Below are 13,935 nucleotides of genomic sequence, written 5' to 3'. Positions count from 1 at the left end.
TAAAGATACCAACAACTTAACCTCCAATATTCGATATAATTAGGTTTTTTGTTAGATTGAATTTTGTATTTATTTGTTCTAATTTTCAAAATTAGACAAACTATAGTTGTTAGAGAAAGATACAATGTAACTATTAAAAAATATTGATAAGATTTTAAAACTTAAAAAGTTAAAGTTGATAGACGACAAAGTAAGAAATAAACAGAAGGAAAAGATATCCTAAGATTAATGGTATTAACACGGGATTAAATGAGGAACTTTATGACATCTATTATCTTAATAGATAAGCTGATAATCCTAAATAAAGGTTTTAAATTATTTTTTACTGGGCTCATAAATTACTAGTAGTTAAATTTTTAAAAAAAAATAGAAAGTTTTAGAAGCGATAAAAAATATAAAAACTTCCTAGTTAATAGCATTCTGTCAAAAAACTCTATATATTTATACTATAGCCAGGTTTACTTTTGGTCGTGTTACTAAAATTTTTGTTTGAATCATAAAGAATTTGTAACAGAAACGATGTTTGCCTTTCAATATTTATTGAACTCATCATCGAGAAGATACTTGTCTTAAGTCGAAACAATTTAGATCAGAATATTTTTTAGAACAAGGACATTTTTCTTGTCAATATTTACCCTTTAATAGGAGAATCTATCTTTGTATTGGTTATGCTTTAACTTAATTAGAAATCAACCTAGTATTAGTTATAATTTTATCTAATTAATATGTTAAACGAGCTTACAAAAAATCCGTTATACCTCAATCCTGTAGGTTAACTCTTCCTTTTTGGGGTGCTTTAAAGATGATCATAAAAGAAAGAGAAATCATGAAGAACTCAAATGTTACTAAGTTAGTCGGAACACAGTTTAGTTGTTTTCAATTCAAAGCGTGAATTCTTGGATTGAAGATGAAAGGAGACAACAAGGAAAAGCTGAACCTCTACGAAAATCAACGTCTGTTACCTCCAAATTCAGGAAAACTTCTGATTTTAATAATGACTAATTCTAATTCCACTTCCATCACGAAAAATCTTTATTAAAATACTTTCTAGTTAATAGTTGTAAAATTTTTGTCCTTGTTGTTGCAGCAACGTTAATTGTCATTACTGTTTTATTTGTGATAGGCAGCATTTTTTGGGGAACTAGAAAATATGGCCATATCTAGACTCTACTGTCCTTAAAGATTGCTTTCTAAATTCTTTTCTACTAATGGCGAGGATGGGATCGGGAGTATCGAGCAAATAATTTTAGGATAGTACGATACTTTAGGGTAAATACTTCGACAACAGGAACTTATGCTATAGAACTTGGTTTTGACTAGAGGAACGAGTAGCTGCTACGCAGTTAATGGCAGGCAATACTAGCCTTTTTTTTCTGTTTTATCTCTTTTGCTTTGGTATTTGTCGTTACTTATGTGTATTGCATTCTACTGATATTATTCTTTAATCCTTCATATGCTCTAGTCAATAATTTTTAGTAACTAGCTAACTATGATTTTATCTTAGTATTATTAACCGCTATCATAGTCTTAATCTTAACTTTAGTCATTGCTTATGGACTGTAGTCACTGTCCATAAGCGATAAGATAGGGACCAATATTGCTACTTTAGACTATCCTATTTTAATATCTGTAATTTGCGGTAGAGATCTTAATCCCCTTAGGAAGGTTAAATAACGTGATGAGGAACTTCATGTAAGCTATCTGTGGCAATCAATGCCACAGGGTTATTGATTAGATTAGTAGAGTAGGGCAATTCTTATCTCAATTTATATTTATTTACTCCTATATTAATCAGTGGCTTTTGGGGTTGTTACTATCAAGTTCAAATACAAAAAACAAGTTTAAGACGATGCAGACCGCAGTTTAGGCGACACTCTCACTAATACCTTATTTTAAATGCATACTCTCTTAATGTCTGAGGAAACACTTATAGCAGTCATGTTAGTCTTTGTTCATCTCATGGAGGAGTTACCAGCTACTTTCGTGATTATAGTTGATCAATATGCCTTCGATAAATGACTTCTAGAATCAGTTGCACCGGCTTTAGCTATTGTCATGGAACATATTTAGAAACTAACTTTACCTTTTGCTATATTTTAAAATTAACAACTCAAATAAAGAAAAAACTAAACAGTTATGAAACAGTAGTGTAAACAAATTTTTGAATATCACATCATAAAATACGATTACACGATAGAATACGGCAATTAACTTTTCAATCTAGGGACATTAAGAGAGCATACTTTTATTGAACAAATAATTAATTATGAGGAAAACATCAAAAAATGGATTTTGGGTGCGGAACAGAAACACAATCAATTCAATTATCTAGAATAATTCAGTTATCTACAATAGATTGTAAAACAGTAGATTATAAATAGATTAATCAGAATCTTTTCTGAAACGTTTAAAAGAGTCAAATATCTAAAAACTTGGTGATCAACTCTTAGAAGACAATAAAAAAAATCTACTTTTTTTAAAAATAATTATCATGATTTCTGAAGATTAACTTTTGTCAAAAAAACTAGATAAGAGCTTGACTACCTAGCTAATTAACAAACAAAGAGCTTTTTAAAAAAAAGTTTATTTTTAGCAACAAACTGTTCCCTCATCAAGGAATTACCTCTAAAATTTAAGACAACAACACTCATTGGAATAAACTCAATAGATCTCATGAGTAATTTACCTCAATCCTCTCAACCTACTGACATCCCATCTTTATCTCCTAATGTCACTCCTAGTGACACACCACCAAGTTACGTCAGACTAGCAATGCGTAATATGGTTCGTAAAAGAGGAACTTCCATCAAGCACTTTGTAGTAGTAACAGTAGGCTTATTAGTATTTCTTGTTAGTATTTCCTATTTAACTCGTTAATATCGAGGATATGATGGCATCTTCTTCTGCGAAAACCTTAACCGTTGACCTTTATCTTCAAGATGCTCTTAACTTCGAAGCATCAAATGATTCGGATGTCTCTGACATGATTAGGGCAACTTGGCAACAGTGGATTCAAATTTGGTTAAAGGAACTACACTCAATAATTGCTATAGCGGAGGCTTATGAACTGAGTCTAAGGTTAACCAGCGATGACGAAATACAAACTTTTAATAACCAATATCGCCATAAAAACCAACCTACAGATGTCTTGGCGTTTGCCGCTCTTGAAGTTAAGGTTCCTCAATCATCGGCAAAAATAAGCGCTGATGAACCCCTATATTTAGGAGATATTATTATTTCGGTAGATACAGCTAAAAAACAGGCACGACAAAACAATCATCCTCTAACCGTAGAATTAGCATGGTTAGTGGCTCATGGACTTCTACACCTTTTGGGTTGGGATCATCCAGATGAAGAAAGTTTGCGACAGATGCTTGCACAACAAGAAACTTTGTTAAAACTTGTAGGCCTTCAGCCAAATAGTTGATACATTGGATTTATTTAATTGTTTCAATTCCACAGTATTTCTAATAAACTTTAACAGTTCCGTCGTAAAATTTTTAAGATAATGAAAACAAATTTACACTTGAACCAATCCTCTCGTCCCCAGCTAGTTCATTCTTCCTCATTGCCTTCTGGTGTTGCTTTCAGGAGCTACCCTAGTCTCGAGACAAGTTCAACTGCAGAATTAAAATTGTATTCCCGACGGCAATTAGCTTGGCAAATGGCCCCTAACTTGTTTTTAAGTTTTAAATATGCTTGGGCTGGCATTTGTTACGCTTTTGAGACTCAACGTAATTTCCGTATCCATACTGCTATGACCGTGATTGCCATTAGCCTAGGACTATTTTTACAAGTTACTAGTGTGAACTTGGCTATTGTTTCTCTAACCTGCGCTCTTGTGATGGTTTTAGAGTTATTGAATACCGCTCTAGAATCGGTGGTTGATCTAACCGTAGGACAATCATACCATATGTTAGCTAAAATTGCTAAAGATTGTGCTGCCGGAGCAGTCATGGTTGGGGCGATGGCAGCAGTTTTAGTCGCCAGTTTTATTTTGTTGCCCCCTTTGGTTCCTTTTCTTCTTACCCTGTAAGACTTTGCGTTAAGGTCAAAAGCAGATTTTGGGCGGAGATTAACTGCTCCCCCAGCAAGCTTCAAGGAGATAAGTATTGATTCTCATTATTGATAATTACGACAGTTTTACCTATAATTTGGTGCAGTATTTAGGAGAACTGGGTGCTGAACTTCCCGTAGCTTTAGATATCCAAGTTTACCGTAATGATCAAATTACTCTTGATAAGATTCGTTATCTACAACCGAATGGAGTTGTAATTTCTCCAGGTCCAGGCCGTCCTGATGATGCAGGAATATCACTCGCGTTAATTGAACAGTTAGGCCCGACTCTACCCATTTTAGGGGTCTGTTTAGGTCATCAAAGTCTGGGTCAAGTTTATGGAGGACAGGTTGTAGCTGCACCTCTGTTGATGCACGGCAAAACCTCTCAAATCTATCATAAGGGAGTCGGAGTGTTTACAGGTTTAGAGAATCCTTTTAGTGCCACTCGTTATCATAGTTTGGTGGTAGATCGAGGTAGTCTGCCACAAGTACTTGAAATAACTGCTTGGGTTGAAGACGGGACTATTATGGGGCTTCAACATCAAGGTTATCCTAACCTTCAAGGGGTACAATTCCACCCGGAAAGTATCTTTACTCCGTCGGGGAAACAACTTCTCCGTAATTTTTTAGTCAGTCTGGAAAATTTTGACACCCAGAAAATAAAGAATAGGAAAATGTCTTAAGCGTTTTTGCAACTGCTATAAATGGCAAGAGGCATAAGCCAATAAAATAATTAATGAATGAAGTGGGGTGCTAACCAAAAACGAATTTTTGTAACTTCAAGAAGTTTTAGACTTACCCCATCTACTATACTTAATTAACAATTAAATCTTCTTTATTCTACGTTTATGTCAATATTTTGGTTGATAATTACTTCTATTTTAGCCTTCGAAGAACTATAGGCTACCTTATTTTAAGTAAAAATTCTTGTATTTATCAAATATTTTTACTTTAAAAAATACGCTCATTTTTCTTAATAAGTAAACTAAACTTTAAATACTGGTTATTATTTTTTATTAGTGGTTTATCTCCAAAAAACGATATATTTACTTAGAAAAAGTTAACATCACTGTAAAGATTACTGATAGAAGAAATATCCTCACATAAACTTATTAAGTTTTAAGAGGGTCGGGGATATTGTATGTGGGTCTATACTCCTTATCAATTAATTCATTAAACTAGTTAAAAATAATCATTAACTCCAGCCGTTCTGAATTGTTTTTCAATTTTAGTGAATGTAATCTGATCTTTTAATAAAATTAGAAACTTTTTCCCGGAGACGGGCAAAAGCCCTCATCAACTTTATTTAGGTTAACAAAAAATAGCGATTTTCTCAAAAAGAGACACCAGTATTTGTTACCATCGGGACTCTCACTGGTAAAAGTTAATGATAATTACCATAGGAATTATTTAAGTTAAACTTGAAAGACCATTAAAATTCGTCTATGATTTAAGTAAGTGATTTAATACTTCAGCAGACTCAAAATCTGACACGAGAGGAAATGCCCATTGATTCAAGCCACCCTACATCAGTTAAAAGTTTTTGAGACTATGGCTCGTCATGGGAGTTTTACCCGTGCAGCAGAAGAATTATTAATTACTCAGCCTACAGTATCAAGCCAAATTAAACAACTAACCAAAGTCATCGGTCTACCGTTGTTTGAACAAATTGGTAAACGTCTCTATCTAACTGAAGCTGGAAAAGAATTACTTCAAACCTGTCAAGAAATCTTTGGAAGGTTAGAAAATTTTGAGATGAAAGTAGCGGATTTAAAAGGAACCCGACAGGGACAATTAAGATTGGCAGTTATTACCACAGCAAAATACTTTATTCCTCGAATTTTAGGTACATTTTGTCAACAATATCCCGGCATTAACATTTCTTTAGCTATCACTAATCATCAACATATCCAGGAACGCATGATGGAAAACCGAGATGATTTGTATGTTTTAAGTGAACCCTCTGATAACATGGGATTATCAACTCAACCTTTTCTTGATAATCATTTAGTGGTAATTGCTCCTAAAAACCATCCATTAGCGGGAAAACGAAATATTCCTATCACCAATCTTGATAGCGAAGTTTTCATCATGCGTGAATCAGGATCGGGGACTCGACAGGCAATACAAAAGCTGTTTTATCAACACGGTTTATCTGTTGAGGTACGCCTAGAATTAGGAAGTAATGAGGCAATTAAACACGCGATCGCAGGTAATTTAGGTATTTCTATCCTTTCTCAACATACGCTGATTTCTGAGGGAAAGGATAGCGAACTGACAATACTTGATGTGGAACATTTTCCGATCAAACGTCGTTGGTATGTAGCATATTTGGAAGATAAACAATTATCAGTGGTAGCTAAAGCGTTTTTAGACTATCTACTTCAAAAGAGCACGAAATTTTCTATCCCTCCTGCTAGTCTTTTAGCAAAAGTTTGAGATTTAACGTAAAAATTGAGGTTCTATTAAACTTGTTATGTAAAAATCAAGAATATAAAGACATAGTCTTATTATCAATAATAGGTATGTCAAAAGCCATATCCATCTAGATGGACGATATTTTAGGATATTTTGTGTTTTAATTGAATTAAACTAAGCTTGGAGTTTTCACTCAACTTACACATGTAGCATTAAATACTCCACTTAGTTTAATAAATAAGATTTGAAATTTTGAAATACTTATCATTACTCATCATTGGATTTAAAATGAGAGAGGAATATTTAGACTTATCGGATAGATAAGTCTAAATATAACTTTTGTCCATTAAAATTAGACAATCAGAAAACTTTATCTAAATAATTAACTCTATTAGACAAAAAAGTTAGTCTATCGCAGACTTAATCTTTGTTAAGTTAAACATAATGAGCCATTAAATAAATTTAAAGAAGAGTATCGTTTTTTACTAAAATCATAAAAGTTGGCATATATCTTAGTAAACTGCATAATAACGTTGCAAATTAATGTAAAAAAATAAATTAGTAACAGATAGACGTCATGATGTTAAATAAGTTAATGCTAAGTCAGATAACTATAGAAAACCTTTTTAACAAGTGACTAAAAAGCTTCAAATACTAATATATAAAAATATGTCAGTTATGAATAAATAAAAGAGAATTTTTTTATGTGTATCAAGCGTTACTAGTCATCTTTATATATACCAATCAATATTCTAGTTAATAATTTTTTTGAGAAAATTAAGACTGCTGTTAATAATCTTTGAATCTACTAATTAATATTTAAATCTTATTCAAAAAAAAACAAAACCCAGTGCCGATTATATCTTTAATCTTGAAGAAGATATTACCTATTTTATAAAATAAATGGTAGAAGATATTAATGATAAATATAAGTTAATATTTAAAATAATCTATCGAGTAATCATCAGACTTGATTACTTTTGATTCATTTGAAAATTTTTTTGTATTCGGATAAAAAAATAACATAGAGTAAATAACAAACCCAATAAATTTATGCTAAGTGTTGGTTTTCATTCGAAGTTAACTCATCTACGAGAGAATTAATAGGACGATGGCTCCAAGTTGCTAAAATTAAAGTCACTCCTGGTTTAATAACTCTATAATATATTTCAATAAATTTAGTTTTATTAAGCATATATTTACCAGTTTAAAGGAACTATACTAGGTCAAAATTATTATCCTAAGAGGGAATATTTAAAGCATCAGCTACCTCAAAATCAACTATTTCTGTAAATAACATTTTTTATGTTTTCGTTAGCTCTAGCAGCTTGCACAGAGGATAGGAGTTTTTTATCCCAATTGCATTGAATTTTTGATATAAAATAGCAGGTACTTTTTAAAATTCCACAATCAACATCAATTAAATTTTCTGCTCTTTAAATACCGACCCAAATTAAGTAATTTTTAAATTAGGTCTATCTAGGCTTGACGACTATTAATTTTATAGTTACCTATTTCATCCTAATGACCATAATACATACGTTTACCCAAAATTTATTCTGACAGGTTACTAGAATCTTAATGAAATTAGGCTATTTTTATAGAAAGTATAGAACTCATTTTAATAGTTTATTCTTCGATGTAAACTCAATTCCATAGTATCCTGGTTTTTCTAACCTCATACCGTGGTTGACAAAATCTAATAGTTATTAGAGTATCATTCATTCTAGGGCTTTTTTGTAACCAATTAACACTTCTCTATCTAGTCTGCAATAGACTTCCTTGCTAATATCAACCATAATAACTATCGGAGCGCCACTTTAGAGGTCAATAGGAGATGTTCACTAGTGTAGGTTTTATTGGAGTTTCAAGTAACTGACAGTTAATTTATGATTGATCTATCAATGACTACATAGAAATTATATCTTGTCATTAAACACATATAAAACACGTATAAAATATTATGTTGCCTTCTGATTTACTAATTTATCGTCACATTGGCGAATCTATAATTCCTAGAAAACTATATTTAGATAGTAACACACTCACCCTGGCTTCTGAACAAATTGATTGTTTTCAAAATCATCTAGGGAGTACTCAAGAACAACTAAATAAGAAGCTTCTAGAACTAGAAGGAGATAATTTAAATTATCGGGTTAAACGAGGTTTAGCCCATCTGTTAAAAAATAACTTTTCAACTTTTGAAATTGTCAGCCCCCTCGAACCCCAACAACTACGACAGCGGGTATTTAGTCGCGCCGCGGAATCTCTCCCTATTCCCGCTAACCGTTCCTATCTGTTAGACAACATTGCCGGTTTGTTAAGTGAGGAATTAAATAGAGAAATCTTGCCTAGTGAAATTGAACAAGGACTTTATGCAGACTTACAAGAGAATCGTATTTTGACTGATTTTGAGTCTCCTACTTCAGAAGAATTAATTCATCGTTATAATTTATCACAAGTTCAAGGAATTTTCTATCGTTCTAGTCACATTAGAATTAATGCTCATCGCAATAATCCAGGGGAATATAAATTGCTGTTTCGTTATCTTAAATTGTTTCAATTAATGGCTTATATAGAAGGAGATGCAGATACAGGGTTTACCATTATGATAGATGGCCCGACAAGTTTATTTAAAGCTAGTACCCGTTATGGGTTAGCTTTAGCTAAAATGATTCCGGCTCTACTTCATGTTAGTAAATGGAGTCTCGAAACTAAATTACAAATTAAGGATAGTTATACCGAAAAAATTAAAACTAGTCATTTTAGTTTAGATGATCGCTGTGGTTTAGTGAGTCATTATCCTAAAGGAAAAACCTATGATAGTATGTTGGAAGAGTCCTTCGCCAAACGATGGGCAAAATTGAAAACCCAATGGCGACTAGAAAGAGAAGTGGATTTAATTCCTTTACGTGGGAGTGTAATGATTCCCGACTTTCGTTTAGTACATCCCGATGGGCGAGACATTTTATTAGAAATTGTTGGATATTGGCGGACAGAATACCTACAAAAAAAATTTTATCAGGTCCAAAATTCTGATGTAGACAATCTAATTCTAGCTATTTCTGAACGATTGAATCTAGAAAAGGCAGGAGTTAAATTCACAGATACTCCCGCGAAGATTGTGTGGTTTAAAAATAAGCTAAACCCCACAACCATCTTAAATTTATTAGAATGACTCAATGAATCAATCCATCGATATAAAGCTATTCCATTCTAAAAAGCCTCAAAATTCAGTCTATCCACATTCTTACTTTTGCTTTCAAGAATATTTATAAAGTGTTAAAAAACAGTATAAGTAATTTAGTTCGTCGCCAGATATGATTGGCAATTATGTATATATTTTTCTTTAAATTGTAAAATAAGGAAGGTTACTTGATCAACTGGAACTATGCGTGCACGAGTTGCTAAAAAGGGTCTTTAGGAAAGAAAAAAATTTTTATGCTTTCCCAGCAAACCCTAATTAATTGCGTAAGTTTTATTTGAAAAAAGAGTTCATCTCATTCAGGGAGAAAAATAGAAGTTATAGTCTCCGTTAAACGCGCGTTAATTACTGTGTTACCAACGCCAAACTTGTTTATATTGTTCAAACAAATTAGGTAAATCCCTACGAGATAATTTTTCAATTCCACTAAGTAATTTTGCTTCAGGAATACCTCTTTGGGCAATATCTTCTGCGATTGCATACACTTTTAACCCGCTATCAAGAGCTTGTTGTAAATCTTGATCAACTTTAGCCGGACAAATTTGTTGCCAAGAACCTAAGGTCAACCCCTCATTCCCTTGCCTGCTAACAGCATAATTAACGGCATTGCCTCGTAACAAAATATCGACTTCGCCACCAGCTCTATTTAAAACCTGAACTATCCAAATAGCTGGATCATCTTGTTCTTCAACAATACAACGATAAGCTGATTCAATAATTTGTAATGCTTTCATAGTCGATACTCCTTAAAAATTCAGAATCCTTTTACTCCTTACCTTACTAAAACTTGTTTTCAATAGGTTTTAGCTTATCTTGTGCCAATAACTAATGTTGATGTAGATTCAGTAGCCCATTGCCAAAAATCTTGGGGTCCGCCGCGACGACATCCTTTTATCGCTTCTTGTACACCTCTTTCATCAACACAAAGACCACAATTAATCCAATCAAATCGACAGCCTTTATCTTTTGCTTTTGCTTGCATAGCTGCTACCCAATCTTTAGTTAATGGATGATTTTCTTCTTCAAAGGTACGGCCATGAATACTATTAGCGTGAGGTCTCTGGTGAGAAAACGCTAAAGAAACTGCTCCTTCATAGGCAAAAACATTGACATTGTAGCCTTTTTCTAAGGCTGCATCCATCAGCCGAAAAGCAGTGGTTGTTCTCGCTTGTTCAAATGGTGCATCCATCAAGAGAAATGTAAGGGTTGTTGTACTCATTTTTTGTTAGTTACTAATAAACAATAATCAGTAGATAATTTCCGGTCATAGGCTGTCGTATGTCGACCCTCAACTTGATTTATAACCACAAGGTCTTTTGTCCTTGTCCCATAGCATCAGTTACTGAAGATATGGTAGAAACTTCAATACCAGAAGTCACTTCAGAATACTCAATTCCTCTTTCTTCGAGGGAAAATCTATCTGCCAAGACTTTAACTAAATTTAGGTTGGCTAATTCAGGGGGAATAATAGTTGAGCGGGTAGCTAGTACACCGTTTTCTACCAAAAACAAAGTCACTTCGTGCCCTGACTTAGCTAGATCAGATGCCAATTGATAATCGTGTATAACTTCTGTAGACTCGAAAGGACTTTTTGACTCAATCAAAAAATATTGACTCATGGACTCTTATTGAAAGACTATTGTTTTTGACTATATCTAACAATAGGTTTAAATCCAATTCTATTAGAATAAATTTAAGGCTTTCTTTAACAGTAACTGGGTGGGCTTTAAAAAGCCTAAAACAGAAAAGTAGTTTTAAAAGGGCTCCTACTGTATACTAAACTAAAAATTTAATTAACAAAATTAGAACAGTCAATGCTATTAAACTTGACTTGTAACTACCAAAAATACTAAGAAATTACAATAGTTTTCAAGCTATTATATTTAATATAAAAGGTTTAAAGGTTAAAATAATTGTATAGTAAAAACTATCAGAAGATTCAATAGAATTAAAATTCATAGTTCAATAATTTAAATAATATAAGCATGGTATTATTTTTGTATAAGTCAAAAAAAAAATTAAATCAAAAAAAATATAAGAATATTTATAATAGTCAACAACTATATAAGTAATTTAGTCTAAAATAATAGATTAAAAAGTAATTTTTGATATAAAAAAATGAAAAAATTCTTTTTTGCCTATATAAAAATTATAAATAAAAAGTAATTCCATAGAAAAAAAGTAACTAGACTAAATAAGATAATAATATACAAAATAAAAGTTTCAATTAAACTTGATAAATAGGCAGTTTTTAAAAAAGTTTTAGATCAATCAATATATCAAGCTAAAAAACACTATAAATATTGTAAATATAAAAGTATAAATACGATGATTGTTATTCATATTTGCTTAGTGTATACAAGTAGTTTATTTAAAGCGAAACTTAGACAATGGAAAGAAAACAAATTGTATATATTATACTTTCTACTAACTTATAGTCCAGGGCTCAATATAGTAGGAGAAGAATATCGACTAGAGCGATATAAATCTAATTATAACTACCTAAATATAGACATAGAAAATATTTTTTTTAGATTTAAATTGATTTAGAATTGATTTAGATACGCCTACTTACAAACATACTGAAAATACCACCTAGATATTAATAATGCAGATATTAAAAAGTTTTGTTGCTTCTAAGTATAAATAGAATATCCATTCATAATAAATTCGATTGAGGTGAAATACGTTCAAACAGATAAACTTGGTTTTTTTTATAGGCTAATTTAAACTCGGGAATTTGTTCAATTCTTCCTATTAGAGTGTTAACCAATTCTGGTGAACTATTCCAACCTGGATGACGTTTGTTTAACAAAATATCATCAAATTGTTGAAGATTAATTCCTTGTGAACCTTCAATTGCTAATTCAACTTTAGTCCGATGGGCAACATGGGGGGCAATGTTAGCTGAAGTTAACACATTACCTTCTTTTGTCACTTGATTTAACGCTTCTCTTGTTGCTGACCAAGTATCAATAGATTCAAGGTAACGAGAGCTAAAATAGCCAACTTTAGCTAGAGCAAAAAAAGTAACTAATGACCACAAAATAATATATTTAGGTCTTTGTAACCATCTTTGTCCTACACTCAGGGCTGCAATCACCACTAGAATTAAAAATGGTAAAATTGGAAGAGAATATTGGTGTAATAAATCTTTTTGTTCTTTATTCTCAGTCAGTAAATTTAAAAATAAAATAGGAAGAGCACCAATTAATGGAGAAAAATATTTGGGGAATAATCCCCAAATCAGAGGACATAAAAGCAACAACAAATACTCTAAGTTATTTAAAGTGAAAAGATGACTTAGAACAATTTGTGGTTTTAAAAAAAGATTTAAAATAATCTCCTGTAAAGATACTCCTAAAAAATTATATCTAGCAACAGCAGCTACCTGTTCTCCACTAAATCGAGGAATAATTACTTTAGTGGCTAAAACAAACCAGATTATTCCTATTCCTAAAGAAATCACTCCAAGCTTTATTTTTCTTTCTCCTAATATTAGCCAAACCCCCATTGCTGTTATAGTTAAAGATAAAGCATCCCGACAACTCAAAATAAAGATTAGTGCTAAGCTGAACGCAAAAAAGTTGTTTTTTTTAGCGAACAGGAATGCCCAAAAAAAAGCAGGAAGTGTCAATACTTCTGGGTGAAAATCGAATAAATTTAGGTTAAAAATTAAGGGGTAAAGGAGATAAGAAGCCGCAACTACTATTGCTAAGTTTGGGGTCAAATTTGCGTATTTTGCCAATTGCCAAACTGGTAATGCTCCCAGAGAAAGGGCAATCGCTTGTAATCCAAATAACCAATAAACACTAGGGTAAATCTTATATAATCCAGCAATCGCATAAAGAATAAATGCAGCGTGATCTCCTAGTATATGTATACCTCGAAAAGAAACAAAAGGAGTTTTTCCCTGACTAATTAAATAAATGCCATTATCAAAAATCGCTAAATCATAAGCAGTAGATTGAAATAAAATATGTCTTAAGCTACTACAAGTTAATAAAATTACCGTACTCACTATAATCATGATTTTCACAGAATGAAAATTAAAATTTTTGGGGGTCATTTATAAAATTCTTCCTCTACTGAAAATCATGATAGTTATTTTAATTGATGATTATAATTTTTTTATAGACAAAATCTTAATTAGTGTTTCAGTTCAACTTTTCTTATTAGATCATAAACTATTCTTATTATTAAGACACAACACACCAGGATTAGCAAGTACAGACCAAATTACTATATCAGGA

At 32.0% G+C, this 13,935-nt stretch carries 11 protein-coding genes; 6 read left to right on the top strand and 5 right to left on the bottom strand.

Features of this window, described 5'->3' with window-relative positions; all coding sequences use genetic code 11:
* Positions 1-2,673 precede the first annotated feature (2,673 nt).
* The 5 genes from ETSB_RS08155 (at position 2,674) to ETSB_RS08135 (ending at position 6,498) form a co-directional block, all read left to right on the top strand.
* Positions 2,674-2,877: a DUF3285 domain-containing protein gene (locus tag ETSB_RS08155; protein WP_044107362.1), complete on the top strand. Its 204-nt coding sequence runs from the start codon at positions 2,674-2,676 to the stop codon at positions 2,875-2,877.
* 13 nt (positions 2,878-2,890) lie between these two features.
* Positions 2,891-3,427 (top strand): rRNA maturation RNase YbeY, encoded by a 537-nt coding sequence (ybeY, locus tag ETSB_RS08150; RefSeq protein ID WP_044107361.1) that lies wholly within the window; start codon positions 2,891-2,893, stop codon positions 3,425-3,427.
* A gap of 81 nt (positions 3,428-3,508) precedes the next feature.
* Positions 3,509-4,036 carry a diacylglycerol kinase family protein gene (locus ETSB_RS08145; RefSeq protein WP_044107360.1) on the top strand — a complete coding sequence of 176 codons (528 nt, stop codon included), beginning with the start codon at positions 3,509-3,511 and terminating at the stop codon, positions 4,034-4,036.
* A 76-nt stretch (positions 4,037-4,112) separates the two neighbouring features.
* Complete coding sequence (locus ETSB_RS08140) at positions 4,113-4,742, top strand: anthranilate synthase component II (protein WP_044107359.1); 630 nt, start codon at positions 4,113-4,115, stop codon at positions 4,740-4,742.
* A gap of 826 nt (positions 4,743-5,568) precedes the next feature.
* Positions 5,569-6,498, top strand: a complete 930-nt coding sequence (locus tag ETSB_RS08135) for a LysR family transcriptional regulator (RefSeq protein WP_044107358.1) — start codon at positions 5,569-5,571, stop codon at positions 6,496-6,498.
* Positions 6,499-7,528: 1,030 nt separating this feature from the next.
* Here the strand turns inward: ETSB_RS08135 and ETSB_RS10070 are convergent.
* The gene (locus ETSB_RS10070; RefSeq protein ID WP_171816440.1) at positions 7,529-7,672 is read right to left on the bottom strand and encodes a hypothetical protein; all 144 of its coding nucleotides are present in this window, start codon (positions 7,670-7,672) and stop codon (positions 7,529-7,531) included.
* A gap of 768 nt (positions 7,673-8,440) precedes the next feature.
* Here ETSB_RS10070 and ETSB_RS08125 point away from each other — a divergent pair.
* Positions 8,441-9,655 (top strand): DUF790 family protein, encoded by a 1,215-nt coding sequence (locus tag ETSB_RS08125; protein ID WP_044107357.1) that lies wholly within the window; start codon positions 8,441-8,443, stop codon positions 9,653-9,655.
* Positions 9,656-10,035: 380 nt separating this feature from the next.
* Here the strand turns inward: ETSB_RS08125 and ETSB_RS08120 are convergent, their stop codons facing one another.
* The 4 genes from ETSB_RS08120 to ETSB_RS08105 all read right to left on the bottom strand — a co-directional run bounded on the left by ETSB_RS08120 (position 10,036) and on the right by ETSB_RS08105 (position 13,712).
* Positions 10,036-10,416, bottom strand: a complete 381-nt coding sequence (locus ETSB_RS08120) for a hypothetical protein (RefSeq protein ID WP_044107356.1) — start codon at positions 10,414-10,416, stop codon at positions 10,036-10,038.
* A gap of 74 nt (positions 10,417-10,490) precedes the next feature.
* The gene (locus ETSB_RS08115; protein ID WP_044107354.1) at positions 10,491-10,901 is read right to left on the bottom strand and encodes a DsrE/DsrF/TusD sulfur relay family protein; all 411 of its coding nucleotides are present in this window, start codon (positions 10,899-10,901) and stop codon (positions 10,491-10,493) included.
* A gap of 79 nt (positions 10,902-10,980) precedes the next feature.
* Positions 10,981-11,301, bottom strand: a complete 321-nt coding sequence (locus ETSB_RS08110; protein ID WP_044107352.1) for a DsrE family protein — start codon at positions 11,299-11,301, stop codon at positions 10,981-10,983.
* A gap of 1,040 nt (positions 11,302-12,341) precedes the next feature.
* Positions 12,342-13,712 carry a DUF2079 domain-containing protein gene (locus ETSB_RS08105; RefSeq protein ID WP_408643821.1) on the bottom strand — a complete coding sequence of 457 codons (1,371 nt, stop codon included), beginning with the start codon at positions 13,710-13,712 and terminating at the stop codon, positions 12,342-12,344.
* Between the last annotated feature and the right edge of the window lie 223 nt (positions 13,713-13,935).

Origin of the sequence: cyanobacterium endosymbiont of Epithemia turgida isolate EtSB Lake Yunoko, from assembly GCF_000829235.1 — a bacterium.
Lineage (GTDB): Bacteria > Cyanobacteriota > Cyanobacteriia > Cyanobacteriales > Microcystaceae > Rippkaea.
Note: the sequence above shows the minus strand (reverse complement) of the source record. Positions and strands in the feature narration are given on the sequence as shown.